Origin of the sequence: Blautia faecicola (assembly GCF_004123145.1) — a bacterium.
GTDB classification, from domain to species: domain Bacteria; phylum Bacillota; class Clostridia; order Lachnospirales; family Lachnospiraceae; genus Oliverpabstia; species Oliverpabstia faecicola.
The window spans coordinates 2,378,093-2,393,778 of the sequence record NZ_SDKC01000001.1 but is presented as its reverse complement, the minus strand read 5'-3'; the positions used below and the strand labels follow the sequence as shown (position 1 = coordinate 2,393,778).

General features: G+C 47.0%; 12 protein-coding genes. 11 read left to right on the top strand and 1 reads right to left on the bottom strand.

The window, feature by feature from the left end; translation table 11 throughout:
* Positions 1 to 4 precede the first annotated feature (4 nt).
* The 6 genes from ETP43_RS10760 (at position 5) to ETP43_RS10735 (ending at position 7,854) form a co-directional block, all read left to right on the top strand.
* Positions 5 to 886, top strand: coding sequence for a carbohydrate ABC transporter permease (locus tag ETP43_RS10760; RefSeq protein ID WP_129258044.1), 882 nt, complete (start codon positions 5 to 7; stop codon positions 884 to 886).
* Positions 886 to 1,737 carry a carbohydrate ABC transporter permease gene (locus ETP43_RS10755; protein WP_129258043.1) on the top strand — a complete coding sequence of 284 codons (852 nt, stop codon included), beginning with the start codon at positions 886 to 888 and terminating at the stop codon, positions 1,735 to 1,737. The genes ETP43_RS10760 and ETP43_RS10755 overlap by 1 nt, the downstream gene beginning before the upstream one ends.
* Before the next feature lie 286 nt (positions 1,738 to 2,023).
* Positions 2,024 to 2,788 (top strand): N-acetylmuramoyl-L-alanine amidase, encoded by a 765-nt coding sequence (locus ETP43_RS10750; RefSeq protein ID WP_129258042.1) that lies wholly within the window; start codon positions 2,024 to 2,026, stop codon positions 2,786 to 2,788.
* 28 nt (positions 2,789 to 2,816) lie between these two features.
* Positions 2,817 to 3,449: a YdcF family protein gene (locus ETP43_RS10745; RefSeq protein ID WP_129258041.1), complete on the top strand. Its 633-nt coding sequence runs from the start codon at positions 2,817 to 2,819 to the stop codon at positions 3,447 to 3,449.
* A gap of 66 nt (positions 3,450 to 3,515) precedes the next feature.
* A complete protein-coding gene (locus tag ETP43_RS10740) occupies positions 3,516 to 4,220 on the top strand; it encodes an ABC transporter ATP-binding protein (protein ID WP_129258040.1) in 705 nt (234 codons plus the stop codon).
* Between the two features lie 10 nt (positions 4,221 to 4,230).
* Positions 4,231 to 7,854: an FtsX-like permease family protein gene (locus ETP43_RS10735; RefSeq protein WP_129258039.1), complete on the top strand. Its 3,624-nt coding sequence runs from the start codon at positions 4,231 to 4,233 to the stop codon at positions 7,852 to 7,854.
* A gap of 25 nt (positions 7,855 to 7,879) precedes the next feature.
* On the opposite strand, the gene ETP43_RS10730 is transcribed toward ETP43_RS10735, so the two are convergent.
* Positions 7,880 to 9,166, bottom strand: a complete 1,287-nt coding sequence (locus tag ETP43_RS10730) for an HlyC/CorC family transporter (protein WP_129258038.1) — start codon at positions 9,164 to 9,166, stop codon at positions 7,880 to 7,882.
* Positions 9,167 to 9,375: 209 nt separating this feature from the next.
* Here ETP43_RS10730 and ETP43_RS10725 point away from each other — a divergent pair, with 209 nt between their 5' ends.
* From ETP43_RS10725 to secD, 5 genes are all read left to right on the top strand, one after another.
* Positions 9,376 to 11,322, top strand: a complete 1,947-nt coding sequence (locus ETP43_RS10725) for an LPXTG cell wall anchor domain-containing protein (RefSeq protein WP_129258037.1) — start codon at positions 9,376 to 9,378, stop codon at positions 11,320 to 11,322.
* A gap of 59 nt (positions 11,323 to 11,381) precedes the next feature.
* Complete coding sequence (locus ETP43_RS10720; protein WP_164979685.1) at positions 11,382 to 11,765, top strand: TIGR04086 family membrane protein; 384 nt, start codon at positions 11,382 to 11,384, stop codon at positions 11,763 to 11,765.
* A 98-nt stretch (positions 11,766 to 11,863) separates the two neighbouring features.
* Positions 11,864 to 12,007, top strand: coding sequence for a six-cysteine ranthipeptide SCIFF (gene scfA / locus ETP43_RS10715; protein WP_022172544.1), 144 nt, complete (start codon positions 11,864 to 11,866; stop codon positions 12,005 to 12,007).
* Positions 12,008 to 12,133: 126 nt separating this feature from the next.
* Positions 12,134 to 13,498 (top strand): thioether cross-link-forming SCIFF peptide maturase, encoded by a 1,365-nt coding sequence (gene scfB / locus ETP43_RS10710; RefSeq protein ID WP_129258035.1) that lies wholly within the window; start codon positions 12,134 to 12,136, stop codon positions 13,496 to 13,498.
* A 4-nt stretch (positions 13,499 to 13,502) separates the two neighbouring features.
* Complete coding sequence (gene secD, locus ETP43_RS10705; protein ID WP_129258034.1) at positions 13,503 to 15,650, top strand: protein translocase subunit SecD; 2,148 nt, start codon at positions 13,503 to 13,505, stop codon at positions 15,648 to 15,650.
* Positions 15,651 to 15,686 lie beyond the last annotated feature (36 nt).

Here is a 15,686-nt window from a genome sequence, read left to right as displayed (position 1 = left end):
AACGATGAATAAGAAAGGAAAAACCAACGACAGAGAGCGCACGTTTCTCCTGATTACCATTCCGGTACTGGTACTGTTTTTCTGCTTTAATACATTGCCGCTGATCAAAGGTTTTATCTACAGTTTTACAAACTTCAAGGGATATGGAAGCTATGATTTTGTCGGACTTCGAAACTACAAAGATCTGTTTACGGATGCCCGTGTGGGAAGATCGTATCTGTTTACGTTTAAATATGCAATTGTTTGTACCGTGATCGTAAATATCATCAGTCTTCTTCTGGCACTGGGACTGAATGCGAAGATCAAGGGCAAAACCGTGATGAGAGGAATCTATTTCATCCCGAATATTCTGGGGGGACTGGTTATCGGTTATATTTTCAGTTTCTTCTTTACTTATATTCTTCCGGCAGCCGGACAGGCAGCAGGAATCGAATGGTTAAGCTCCAGTATTTTGGCAAAAGAGAACACTGCATGGTTCGGTATCGTCATTGTAGGAGCATGGCAGGCGATCGCGATGAATACGATTATCTATATTTCCGGTCTGCAGACCGTACCGGAAGATGTCTATGAAGCCGGCGCGATCGACGGGGCAACCGGTTGGAGAAGATTCAAAGATCTGACCTTCCCGCTGATCATTCCGTTCTTTACCATTAATATGGTGCTGTGTATGAAGAACTTCCTGATGGTATTTGACCAGATCATGGCATTGACCAAGGGTGGTCCGTCCCAGAGTACAGAGTCCATCTCTTACCTGATCTACCAGAACGGTATGAGTGGCGGACAGTTTGGTTTCCAGAGTGCGAACGCGGTTCTGTTCTTTGTCGTTATCGTGGCAATCTCTGCATTCCAGATGACAGTAATGGGTAAGAAGGAGGAACAGTTATAATGAGTAAGAAAACAAATAATCAGACAGCAAAAGTTAACTGGCCGATTACTATTTTACTGATCATCGGCTGCCTCACTGTGTTTTTCCCTCTGTATATGGCAGTGATCATTGCGTTCAAACAGCCGTCTGAGATGACAAACGATATCGCGGGAGCACTTGCATTTCCGAAAACCTGGAGTTTTGCAAACTTTGCGGAAGCGATGAAAGTAACCGATTTCTGGCATTCTCTGGGAAACAGTTTACTGCTTACGATCGTGACCGTGATCCTCGCTATCCTGATCCATTCTCTGGCAGGATATGCGATCGGAAGAAGCATGGCAAATAAAAAGTTTTATAATTTTGCATATCTGTATATTGTAAGCGGTATGTTTGTTCCGTTTGCGATCCTGATGATGCCGCTGGTAAAACAGACGGCACAGCTTGGAATCGCCAACCGTGTTGGTGTGATCGTACTGTATGTGGTATTCTTTATGCCGATGAATATTCTGTTATATTCCGGTTATCTGAAGAATATCCCGCTGGCGCTTGAAGAGGCAGCCCGTGTGGACGGAGCTACCACCTGGAGCACTTACTGGAACATTATTTTCCCGATCATGAAACCGATGCATGCGACCGTTGCGGTACTGACTGCGATGAGTACCTGGAACGATGTCATGACTCCGCTGGTTATCATGTCCGGAACAGGAAAAAATACGTTACCACTGGCGCAGTTAAACTTCCAGACTCAGTTCGGAACTAATTATAACCTGGCATTCGCCTCTTATCTGCTGGCGTTGCTGCCGATCCTGATCTTCTATCTGATCTGCCAGAAACAGATTATCAACGGTGTAGTAAACGGCGCAGTAAAATAATAGTTACTGTTCACTGGTAATATCCCGCGAGGTGTTTTTTGTGAGCGAAGGTCACAGAAAACCCGAGACATATCGCGCGAATTTATGCGATTAGCATAAATTCTGTGCATCGCGCAGCGTGTTGCTGGGCACGGAGTGAACAGTAACAAATAATATAAAATATCTATAAAATCAAGGGCATCGGCTTTTACGCCGGTGTCCTTTTTGATATAATGAATTATAAAACAACATTTCCGTGCAGATAGGCATATAGTAAAAAGAAGAAAAGAAATACAGGCGGAAAAGTATGGCATATAAGATTGTAGTGGACAGCGGACACGGAGGGGAGGATCCGGGTGCGGTCTATCAGGGCAGACAAGAAAAGGATGACAATCTGAGACTGGCGTTGGAAGTGGGAAGGCTTCTGGAGGCAGGCAGACAGGATGTGGTGTATACGAGAACCACAGATGTCTATCAGACACCGTTTGAAAAAGCACAGATTGCCAACCGGGAAGAAGCCGATTATTTTATCTCGATCCACAGAAATTCCAGTCCGAGATCGAATCAGTACCAGGGCGTGGAGACGCTGATCTACGATAAATCAGGGATCAAACTGGAGATGGCGGAGGCCATTGACGGGGCGCTGGAAGATGTGGGATTTCGGAATCTTGGCGTGAAAGAGCGGCCGGGGCTTGTGGTACTGCGAAGAACAAATATGCCGGCGCTTCTGATTGAAGTGGGCTTTATCAACAGCGAAGCGGATAACCAGTTGTTCGATGAAAAATTTTCAGAAATCGCAGAAGCCATTGCGGAAGCGATTCTTGGCACGCTGGATCAGGAGACGGTGGAAGATCCGTTGTTGTACCGGGTACAGGTGGGGATATTTAAGAACAAAGAAAATGCAGACCGGATGAATTATGAACTGCTGGATAAGGGATATCCGTCTTATATCTTACAGCAGGACGGATATTATAAAGTGCAGGTCGGGGCTTTCGAACAGCTCGGCAATGCCGTTTTGATGGAACAGAGGCTCCGGCGGGACGGATATCAGACGTTGATCACGACCCGGTAGGAGCCAGGACGAAGAAGGGAGCAGATCCATGGGAATACAAAAGAAAGACAGAGAATATGAGCGTTTTTTAGATCAGATCAGTGATTTTATTTTTGTGGAAGATGAACCGGAGAAGGCAGATATCCTCTTTGTGCCGGGAAACGGATTTCCGCAGATGTCCATAGAGGCGGCGCGGCTGTGGAAAGAAGGGATGGCACCCTGGATTCTGCCTTCCGGGAAATACAGTATCGGAAAAGGAGCATTTGCAGGGGTACAGGCGATGCAGGAAAACTATCCGGGACCGTATCAGACCGAGTGGGAATTTATGAGAGATGTGCTAAGAAAAGAAGGCGTACCGGAAGAAGTGATCCTGCGGGAAGATGCGGCTACATTTACCTATCAGAATGCGATCAACTCCAGAAAAGTGACAGATGCAGCGGGCATTCGGGTGAAAAAGGCAATTATCTGCTGCAAAGCCCAGCATGCCAGAAGATGCAAGCTGTATTATCAGTACTTATATCCACAGACAACCTTTCTCATTTGCCCTTCGGATGTGGGAGTCAACCGGGAAAATTGGTTTGACACGCAAAAAGGCAGGAGGGAAGTACTGGGAGAAGTGGAAAAATGTGGGGAACAGCTGCAACGGATCTTTTGCAGGGAAGCGGATTCGTGGAGTATCTGAGGAATTCGGATAAACAGATAATACGAACAGGATAGTATCATTTCATACGAAAGACAGGAGGGTGTTATGGCAGCATATGTGGAACTGGATCAGGTGACAAAAACCTATCAGATGGGAGAAGTGACGATTAAGGCCGCAGACGGCATCTCTTTTCAGGTGGAAAAGGGAGAATTTGTGGTTGTGGTCGGACCGAGTGGAGCAGGAAAGACAACGGTATTAAATATTCTCGGCGGCATGGACAGCGCGACGACAGGAAAAGTATCCGTGGATGGAACCCGGGTGGATCAGCTAAAGGGAAAAAAGATAATCCAGTACCGGAGAGAGGACATTGGTTTTGTGTTTCAGTTTTATAACCTGATGCAAAACCTGACCGCACTGGAAAATGTGGAGCTGGCGCTTCAGATCTGTAAAGATCCGCTGGATGCAAAGACGGTTCTCGAGGAAGTGGGGCTGGGGGAACGCATGTACAATTTCCCGGCACAGCTTTCCGGCGGGGAGCAGCAGAGGGTGGCAATTGCCAGAGCACTGGCAAAAAATCCCAAGTTGCTGCTCTGTGATGAGCCGACCGGTGCACTGGACTATGTGACCGGAAAAGCGATATTGAAGCTGCTGCAGGATACCTGTCGGAAAAAGGGAATGACGATGATCGTCATCACGCACAACTCTGCATTGACGCCGATGGCAGACCGGATCGTGCGGATCCGGAACGGAAAGGTGGCAGAGATGGTGCAAAACGAGAATCCCACACCGGTGGAAGAGATAGAATGGTAGGTGGAAAGGGATGAAAGCATTTCGGAAGGATTTTTTCAGAGAGATTTTAAAGAACAAAGGACGGTTTTTATCCGTATTTTTCATCTCCCTGCTGGGTGCGGCGTTTTTTTCCGGTATCCGCTCAGCGGAAGGAGATATGAAGACTTCGGCGGATGCCTATTACGATCAGACAAATTACATGGATCTGCGGGTACTGGGAACGCTGGGGCTTACGGACGCGGATGTGGAAGACATCGAAAAGGTGAAAGGCGTGGCACAGGTAACCGGTGGGCATACGTTAGAAGTATTACATAAAGAGGGAGAAAAAGAACAGGCAGTGAAGCTGATTGCGCTGGAGGACGGCGTGAATGAAACGCAGATTCTCGAGGGGCGGCTGCCACAGAAAACGGACGAGATTCTGGTAGATCAGAAGTTTCTGGATGGAACCGGAAAAAAGATCGGTGATCAGGTGACATTTGAGAGCGGTACGGACACGGCACTTTCCGATGATCTCAGTCAGGAAACATTTACGATCGTAGGATCGGCAACGCTGCCCTATTATATGGATCTGACCCGTGGAACGGGAAGTATCGGAAACGGCAGCATCGACAGTTTTGGGCTGTTGCTTCCGGAGACATTTACCAGTGAGATTTATACAGAAATCTATGTGCAGGTGGATGGAGCAAAAGAACTGGAAAGTTACAGTACCTCTTATGAAAAGACCGTAAAACAGGTACAAAACCGGGTAGAAGAACTGGAAGAGGAAGCTTGCCAGCGAAGATATGATACGGTTTACCAGGAGGGAGAAGAGAAACTTTCCGATGCCAGAAAACAGGTAGCGGACGGTGAAAAGGAACTGGCGGACGGAAAAAAGACGCTGGAAGACGGCACTTCTCAGATCAAAGAGGCGAAAGATACCATCACTGAGAAGGAAAAAGAACTGAAGGAAAAAGAAGCCATTTTGGTCCAGAAAGAGACGGAACTGCAAAATGGTGAGAGCCAGCTTGCCGCAAAAGAGAAAGAACTGACTGCCGGTGAACAACAGTTACAGCAGAAAACGCAGGAACTTACAGCCGGAAAACAGGAACTTGCCGCAAAACAGAAAGAACTGACGGATGGAAAGACAAAGTTACAGACGCAGGAAGCAGAGTTAAATGCAGCAAAAAGTCAGCTCGAAGAGCAGGCGGCGAAACTGGAAGAACAGAAAACGCAGCTGGAAGAAAAGGAAAAAGAACTGGATGCAAATGAGGCAGCAGTGACCGCGGGCATCGCACAGGTACAGGAAGGACAGGCACAGCTTGCCGCCGGTATGCAAAGCGTGCAGGAAGAAATCACCCGGCTGGAGGCGCAAAAAGAACAGCTCTCGCAGATGGAAGAACCGGATGCGGAACAGCTGGAGCAGATAGAGGCTGCCTTGCAGGAGTTGAGGACACAGCTTGCCGGACTGGAAGCACAAAAGGAAGCGCTTGCCCAGAAAGAGGCGGAACTCAACGGAAATCTGACGCAGATCCGGCAGGGAAAAGGAGAACTCGAGCAGGCAAGGGCGCAGCTTTCAGCCGGGGAAACGGAAATCAGTACGCATCGTCAGGAACTTGCGGCGGGCGAGGAGAAAATCGCACAGGCGAAGGAACAGCTTGCCGCAGGGGAAAGTCAGATCCGTCAGGCACAAAAACAGCTGACGGATGGCGAGGCGCAGATCGGGCAGGCGAAAACACAGATTGCGGATGGAAAACAGCGGATCGCCGGGGCAAAAGCGACGCTTGCAGATGGAAAGGCACAGCTTTCTGACGGAAAACAGCAGATTGCGGATGGAAAAAGTGCACTCCAGGAGGCAAAAGATGAGATTGCCACAAAAGAAATGGAACTGGAGGATGGCTGGAAGGAATACAAAAAAGAAAGCCGGAAGGCAGAGAAGAAACTGGCAGACGCAAAAGAAGAAATTGCAGACGGGGAAAAAGAACTGGCGGATCTGAGCGTTCCGGACTGGTATGTATGGGGACGCGATCAGGTGACTTCCACAGAAAATTACGGACAAGATGCGGCGCGGATCACAAATATCGGAAAATTCTTTCCGGTGATTTTCTTTCTGGTAGCAGCGCTGGTCAGCCTCACGACGATGACCCGAATGATCGAGGAGCAGAGGCAGCAGATCGGTACGTTGAAGGCACTGGGTTATGGAGACGGTGTGATCGCCGCAAAATATCTTGCCTACGGACTGATGTTTACAATCTCCGGTGGATTTGTCGGAGTGCTGATCGGAGAAAAGATCCTGCCGTGGGTGATCATGAATGCATACGGTATGCTGTATACAGGAATGAAAGAATATCTGACCCCGTTAAACTGGGAGCAGGGAGGACTTGCGATCCTTGCGAGTGCACTGTGTACCGGTGTGGCAACCGTAGCGGCATGTTATAAGGAACTGGCAGCTCGCCCGGCACAGCTGATGCGCCCGGAGGCTCCGAAAAACGGAAAACGGATCCTTCTGGAACGAATCCCGTTTTTATGGAAACATCTGAACTTTACGACAAAATCAACGATCCGGAATCTGATCCGTTATAAAAAGCGGTTCTTTATGACGGTGATCGGCATCGGCGGCTGTATGGGACTGATCGTAGTAGGATTCGGCTTGCAGGATTCGATCACAGCGATCGCGAAGAATCAGTTTGTCAACCTGTTTACCTATCAGGCAAGCGCCGTTTTTAACGGGAATGCCACGGAAGAGAAAAAGGCACAGGTACAAAGCGAGATGGAAGAATATTCGGGAATACAGCAGATTCTGGAGATGTACTGCCAGAGTGTGGAACTGCAGTCACCGAAGCGCAGTGTGGATGCGGTGATGGAAGTACCGAAGGATCTGACGCATTTCGGAGATTTCTTTGATCTGCGTGACCGGGTCAGTGGAAAACATTATGATTTTCCGACGCAGGGAGCTGCCATCAGTGAGAAGACGGCGGATCTTCTGGGACTTAAGGTTGGCGATACGGTGCAGATGAAAAAAGGTGATCAGATCGTGAAAGTGGAGATCACGGAGATTGTCGAAAATTATGTGCGGCATTTTATTTATATGACGACAGACACATATCAGACCTTGTTCGGAAAACCGGCAGAATATAACCAGCTGCTGCTTCGCTACGAAGATACCTCAGACAGTTACGAGGACGGACTGGGTCAGACGATCATGGAACATCCGGAGATCGCAGCCATCTCCTTTACGTCGGATCTGATCAGTGAGATCGGCAACATGCTGCGCTCTCTGAATATCGTTATCGTGGTTCTGATCGTATCGGCAGGTCTGCTGGCATTTGTGGTACTGTATAATCTGAACAATATCAATATAACAGAACGCCAAAGAGAGCTGGCAACGCTGAAAGTGCTTGGATTCTACGACGGGGAAGTGGCTTCGTATGTGTATCGTGAGAATATGGTACTTACCGTATTCGGTATCCTCGCAGGTGTGGGAATCGGTGCTTTCCTACATGGAAATGTGATCCAGACCGTGGAAGTGGATATGATGATGTTCGGAAGAAATATCTTTTTTAGAAGTTTCCTGTACAGCGGACTGATCACACTGGCATTTGCACTGTTTGTCAACGGAATGATGTATTACCGACTGAAAAAGATTGATATGATCGAATCGTTAAAGAGTGTGGAATAAAGATATAACAAAAAAGAAGAAGGGGTTAATCCTCTTCTTCTTTTTTATCGTAAAAATCTTCCGGTATATAGATGTGTACAAGTTCGATCCGGTTTTTGTCTACCTGATCAACAACCAGTTTCAGGTGGTTATCTGTGATACAGGATTCTCCGGGAACCGGCAGGTGATCGAGCTGTTCGATCACAAAACCTCCGATGGAATCATAATCCTCTGTTTCCAGATGCAAATCCAGAGCTTCATTCAGATCATCCAGTTTGGCGGAACCTTTTGCAAGATATTCCCGTTTCGGAACGATTTCTTTAAAATCTTCCTCTTCGTCGGCATCGTATTCATCACGGATCTCTCCGACGATTTCTTCGAGTAGATCTTCCAATGTGATCATACCGGCGGTGGCACCGTATTCGTCGAGGACGATCGCAAGGTTTACCGCGTATTCTTTCATTTCCATTAAAAGATCTGCGGTTCCCTTATATTCATAGGTGAAATAAGGTTTTCTGAGGAAATCCCGTACAGAAAAAGCTTTGTTCGGATCCCGCAGGATCAGGTCTTTCATGTTCAGAGTACCGATGATGGTGTCTGTAGAATTTTCATAGACCGGATAACGGGTGTAACCGTCCTCCCGGAATGCCTGAATCACTTCTTCATAGGTGGCATCGACATTGATCAGAGACATATCGATACGCGGAACCATCACATCCTTGGCCTGAGAATCACCAAAATCGAAAACATTGTAGATCATCTGCCGTTCTTCACTCTCAATGACACCGTCTTCATGACTGACATCCACGATGGTACGAAGTTCCTGCTCTGTCATGGCATTTGGCTTGGCATCGGGATCTACATGAAGCAGAAATAAGACACCTCGCGAAAGCAGATTCACAAGGAAAATTACAGGAGTCAGCAGCCTGGTCAGAGGATAGATTACCGGTGCATAGGCAAGAGAGATTTTTTCTGCCTGTAATGTTGCCAGGGTTTTCGGAGTAATCTCACCAAACAGAAGAATCAGCAAGGTCAGAACGCCGGTGATAAAACCAATAAAGGCATTACCAAGAACTCTCGTGGTCCAGGTGGTTGCCAGAGAAGATGCCGACAGGTTGACAATATTATTGCCGATCAGGATCGTACTCAGAAGCTTTCCCGGATTTTCAATAATTTTCAATAAGGTTTTTGCTTTTTTATTCCCATCGTCAGCAAGAGACATGATACGGATCTTGTTGACTGTAGTCATGGCCGTCTCTGCGGAAGAGAAAAATGCGGAAAGCAAAATTAACAGCAGTAACACAATTAGTTGTATGGCGTCGCCAGAATCCAAAAATATTCACTCCTTTGAAAATATGTAGTAGTTGTACTTGAATATACAGGAATTCGATTCAAAAATCAAGACAAATTCTTGTAAAATCATATTTTTTAGGGTGTTGAAAAAGAGAAGTATATGTTATAATATAAAATTGAATAACTGTGAAAGTAGTAAAAAAAGCTGTGAAACCGCAGCTGAGAATACAAGCAGGAGAGATGTGGATAATGAAGAAAAATAATAAACCGGCAGCGAAGCGATACATGAAGACGGTGGGAATGGTGATGGCATCTGTGATGGTTCTTTCTTCCACAACCGGTCAGATGGTATATGCGGAGTCTGCAAAAGACCAGAAAGATACTCAGGATGGGGAAAAGAAAGAAGAAAAAACTATCGTATATCTGAATGGAAAAACGGGAAATGATAAGAATAGCGGCGAGAGCCAGGATGAGGCAGTAAAAAGCTTTGAAAAGGCAGCAGAACTTGCAGGAGAGTCCGGCGTGATCCGAATCAGCGGAACCGTTACCGTAGAGGATGAGGAGACATGGGAACTGCCATCCGGCGTTTCTATCCGCCGTGCGAAAGATTTTGAAGAGGCACTGGTTCAGGTAAACGGAAGCCTGAAACTGGACAATGTCCGTATGTACACCGAAGACATTACCGGAGACGGCAAGGTGGAAGGTGCAGTGGAAAAAGAAAATATCTATGTTCCCAAAGTGATCACCGTAAAAGATCCAAAAGCATTATCGGAAATTTCGCTGGAAGGATGCGACGGCGACGGTGTATTTTCCTGGAAAGACGAGGATACAGTTCCGTCCGAATACGAGACGGACTATCAGGTGGTTTTCCATCCGTATGACATGAAAAAGATTGATTACAGCAAGGAAAAGGGCTGGGATGCGGAAAGTGAGACCGTTACCAGACAGATCACGGTTCGTGTAAAATCTCTGAAACCGGAAGTAACGCCGACGCCGGAAGTGACCGATACACCGGAAGCCACTCCGACCCCGGAGGCAGCACCGGAAGTGACCGTAACACCGGAGCCGACCACAGCACCGGAAGCTCCTGAACAGACGGAGACCACTCCGGAGCCAACACCTGAGGTGACAGAACCGGCGGATTCCGATACAGGAGTGACCGCTCCGACTGCAACACCGGAACCGACTGCAGAGCCGTCGACAGAACCGGAAGTACCGGCAGAAGATCATACGGCAGCGCCGACACCTGAGACACCGGAAGAACCGGGAACAGAGACACCGGATACGGACAGCACACAGAAGCCGTCAGGACTTACCTGGGAGCAAATGAATGAGATCGCAGCTGTACAGGAACAGCTGGATTTCCTCCCGAGTGAGGTGACAACACCGGAAGAAGTAGAAGCAATCGTGGCAGCCACAAAAGAATACGAAGCACTGTCGGAAGCACAGAAAGCATACATTGAGTCTGACAGCCTGGTACTGTTACAGACAGCCCAGGAAGGAGCGAAGACGGTCAATCGGACAAGCAACGGCGTTACGGTGGCCGGAGATTTTCCATGGTATATCCAGTTTCAGGTACAGCTGAATAACGATAAGTCCGACAGCTCCGTTCTGGCAGGTCAGAATGCAGATACTTTTATCAGCCCGTATGAGATGCAGCTGTGGGATCTGATGAATGAATGTGAATATCAGTTAAATGGACAGCAGGTGCGCATTACGATGCCTGCACCGGACGATCAGCTTTATACACAACTTGTTGTGATCCATTATCTGAAAGACGGAAGCGTCGAATATATCACTCCGATTTATAATGCGGACGGAACACTGAGTTTTGTGACAACTTCTTTCAGCCCGTACGATGTAGCAGGTTTGAAGCTGGCAGGAAGTCAGTCTCTGGTAGGAAATACGGATAAAGCGTATGGAAATAAAAATACCACTTCTTCCTCCGGCACGACGACAAAACTGACACCGAATGTGTCCGCAGGAAGTACATCCGGAAGTGTGACAAAGAAAAATACGCAGAAGAGCCAGACCACACAGTCCCAGACCGGTAAGAAGTCTTCCGGCACAACACTGAGAAGAGTAAATCCGAAAACAGGCGATATGCAGCAGACAGCCTGGTATGCAGGATTTGCGGCAGCAGCGCTTGCAGTACTCGGTATTGCCGGTAAGAAAACCCGTAAAAAAGAAATCTGAGACCGATAAGGTATAGAACGAACAACCCTCCCATATAGTACTGTATGGGAGGGATTTTTTTGGATACAGGGAAAAGCATCTGGATACAAAAGAGCAGCAGAGTCGTGAAAGGACTGATCGTATCGTACCTGGTCAGCGGGACAGGACTTTTGCTTCTGGCATTGCTTTTGCTGAAGTGCCAGCTGGATGAGGGAAAAGTATCCGCAGGTATTCTGGCTGTTTATGTGCTCTCTGGACTCTGCGGGGGAATCTATATGGGAAAAACAGCGGAAAGAAAGAGATATCTGTGGGGAATGGTACTCGGAGGGATGTACTGGATCATTCTGATGAGCATTACGGTGTTTTCCGGTGCGGGTATAGGAACGGGAGTGAAAGGTGCATTTCTTACGCTGCTCATCTGCGCCGGATCGTCAACTTTGGGCGCGATGGTGGCGGGCGCGTGAAAATAGCGTAAATAGGAAGAAGTTGCGAAAAAAACTCTTTGAAAATGAAGGAAGATATGCTATAATGCAAGAAGTAATAACATAAGGAGGAAGCAAAAATGAAACATATCAAAACTTTAAATACAAAAAGTTTACAGAACACAATGAAAAAAGGTGGATGTGGCGAATGTCAGACATCCTGCCAGTCTGCTTGCAAGACTTCTTGTACAGTAGGAAATCAGAGCTGCGAAAACACAAAATAAGAATTCGACAGGCTCCATGATGCTTGGAACATAACAGGCAGCGGTTCAAAAAGCCGCTGCTTGCTTTTTGTTTGTTGTGCATCGGATAAAAACTGCTGATTGAGAAAAGAAAAAGGAGAACAGAAAGTGATTCATCAATATAAAAGTAATGGATACGCAATTGTTCTTGATGTAAACAGCGGATCAGTTCATGTGGTGGATGATATTGTATATGACTGTATCGCCCTGCTGGATCAGGGATGTTCGAAGGGAGAAGTGACAGAAAAACTGTCTGCTTCTTATTCCAAAGAAGACCTGAAGACGGCTCTCGAAGAGATTCAGGAGTTGACCGATCAGGGAATGTTGTTTACCGAGGACATTTATGAAAATGCGATCGAGCATTTTAAAGAGCGGCCAACGGTAGTCAAAGCGCTGTGTCTGCATATTGCGCATGACTGTAACTTGGCCTGTAAGTACTGCTTTGCGGAAGAGGGAGAATACCATGGAAGACGTGCACTGATGTCCTACGAAGTAGGAAAGAAAGCACTGGATTTCCTGATCGCCAATTCCGGAAGCAGAAGAAATCTGGAAGTAGACTTCTTCGGAGGGGAACCTCTGATGAACTGGCAGGTTGTCAAAGACCTGGTAGCTTACGGAAGAGAGCAGGAAAAGATATATAATAAAAACTTCCGTTTTACACTGACCACCAACGGTGTTCTGGTCAATGATGAAGTGATGGAATTCTGTAACAAAGAGATGGGCAACGTGGTTATGAGTATCGATGGACGAAAAGAAGTTCACGATCATATGCGTCCGTTCCGTAAAGGTGCCGGAAGCTATGACCTGGTAGTTCCGAAGTTCCAGAAATGGGCAGAGAGCCGTAACCAGGACAAATATTATGCCCGTGGTACATTTACCCATTATAATCTCGACTTTTCCAAGGATGTACTGAATCTGGCAGATCTGGGATTCAAACAGATCTCTGTAGAGCCGGTTGTGGCACCTTCGGATGCGGATTACGCATTGCAGCCGGAAGATCTTCCGAAACTGTTTGAAGAGTACGATAACCTGGCGAAAGAGATGATCAAACGAAATAAAGAAGGAAACGGATTTAATTTCTTCCACTTTATGCTTGATCTGACCGGTGGTCCATGTGTATACAAACGTCTGTCCGGATGTGGATCAGGAACGGAATATCTGGCAGTTACCCCTTGGGGCGACCTGTATCCGTGCCATCAGTTTGTAGGAAATGAAGATTTCCTTCTCGGTAATGTGGATGAGGGAATCACAAAACCTGCAATCTGCAAAGACTTTAAAAACTGCAACGTCTATGCAAAAGAGGCATGTAAGAAATGTTTTGCGCGGTTCTACTGCAGCGGCGGCTGTGCGGCAAACTCCTATAACTTCAAAGGCAAGATCGATGATGTTTACGAAGTGGGCTGCGAGCTGGAGCGTAAGCGTGTAGAGTGTGCAATCATGATAAAAGCTGCAATGGCAGAAGAAGAGGTATAAGAAAATGAAGAAGAAACAGGGAGTTCTTGTGCTGGTTCTTACAGTAGTTCTGATTGGTCTTTTGGCATTCACAACTGCTGTGGGATTTGGCCCGACAGGGACCGGATCTGCAAGAAACATCAAGACCGGTCTGGATCTTGCCGGTGGTGTAAGTATCACCTACCAGGCAAAAGGAGACAATCCGTCTCAGGAAGATATGGATGATACCGTCTATAAACTTCAGAAACGTGTGGAAGACTACAGTGAAGAAGCACAGGTATATCAGGAAGGTGATGACCGTATCACCGTAGAAATTCCTGGTGTTACCGATGCAAACAAGATTCTGGAAGATCTTGGTAAACCGGGATCTCTGGAGTTCCAGGATGAAAGCGGCAACGTGGTTCTCGACGGAAGCGATATCGCCGGTGCAGAAGGCGGTGTCACAGAGGATTCACAGACCGGAACCAAACAGTATATTGTGGAACTGACACTGACCAAAGACGGTACCACAAAGTTTGCAGATGCAACTGCAGCAAACCTGCAGAAGAGAATCTCTATCGTGTATGATGGAGAAACCATCAGCTCACCGGTTGTACAGGCAGTCATCTCTGACGGTAAAGCACAGATCAGCGGACAGCAGTCCATCGAAGAAGCAAAAGAACTGGCATCGATTATCCGTATCGGTTCCCTGAAACTGGAACTGGAAGAACTTCGTTCCAACGTGGTAGGTGCACAGCTGGGACAGCAGGCAATTAAGACAAGCCTGATCGCCGGTGCCATCGGTCTGGTACTGGTTGGAATCTTTATGATCGTTGTTTATGCACTGCCGGGTGTGGTAGCTGCCCTGTCACTGGCAATCTATACCGGTCTGGAACTGGTTATGTTAAATGCCTTTGACCTGACACTGACCCTTCCGGGTATCGCAGGTATCATTCTTTCCATCGGTATGGCGGTAGATGCGAACGTTATCATCTATGCACGTATCCGTGAGGAAATTGCAGCAGGTAAGAGCGTAAGAAGTGCCATCAAGATCGGTTTCCAGAAAGCGATGTCCGCCATCGTGGACGGTAACATCACAACCCTGATCGCAGCAGCCGTTCTGGGTGCAATGGGAAGCGGAAGTGTCAAAGGATTTGCCATGACACTGGCTCTTGGTATCGTTCTTTCCATGTTTACCGCGCTGGTAATCTCCAGACTGCTGGTAAATGCATTCTATGCCGTGGGACTCCGCGATGAAAAATTCTACGGAAGACAGAAAGAAAGAAAAACGATCGACTTCCTTGGAAAGAGAAAAGTATTCTTTACGATTTCCATTATCCTGATTCTGCTTGCACCGATCGGTATGGGCGTGTTCCATGCAAAAGACGGAAAAGCACTGAACTACAGCCTGGAGTTCATGGGCGGTACTTCTACGAATGTAACTTTCAATGAAGACCTGTCCATCGACGATCTTGACAGCCAGGTAAAACCGGTAGTACAGGAAGTAACCGGTGATGCGAATATTCAGATTTCCAAAGTTGCTGACAGCAATGCGGTTATCATCAAGACAAGATCTCTGACTCTGGATGAACGTCAGGAACTGAATCAGAAACTGGTAGACAGCTTTGGTGTGGATGAAAGCAAGATCACTGCGGAGAGTATTTCCTCGACGGTAAGTTCCGAGATGAGAAGAGATGCTATCGTGGCAGTCCTGATCGCTACAATCTGTATGCTGCTGTACATCTGGTTCCGTTTCAAAGATGTACGTTTTGCATCCAGTGCGGTTCTGGCATTGTTACATGATGTTCTGGTAGTTCTGGCATTTTATGCACTGTCAAGAATCTCTGTAGGTAATACCTTTATCGCCTGCATGCTGACGATCGTTGGTTATTCTATCAATGCGACCATCGTTATTTTCGACCGTATCCGTGAGAATCTGAAGACTGCGGGCAAGAAAGCGGATCTGAAAGAACTGGTGAACTTAAGTATTACCCAGACACTGACCAGAAGTATTTATACATCTTTCACAACCTTTATTACAATCTTTGTAGTATTTGTTATGGGTGTATCTTCTATCCGTGAGTTCGCACTTCCGATCATGGTAGGTATCGTATGCGGTGCTTATTCTTCCGTATGCATCACAGGTGCTCTGTGGTATGTTCTGAAGACAAAAGTTGGAAAACGTGCAAAATAAAAATCAGTAAGCAAAAAAGCTGTTGCAGCGATGCAG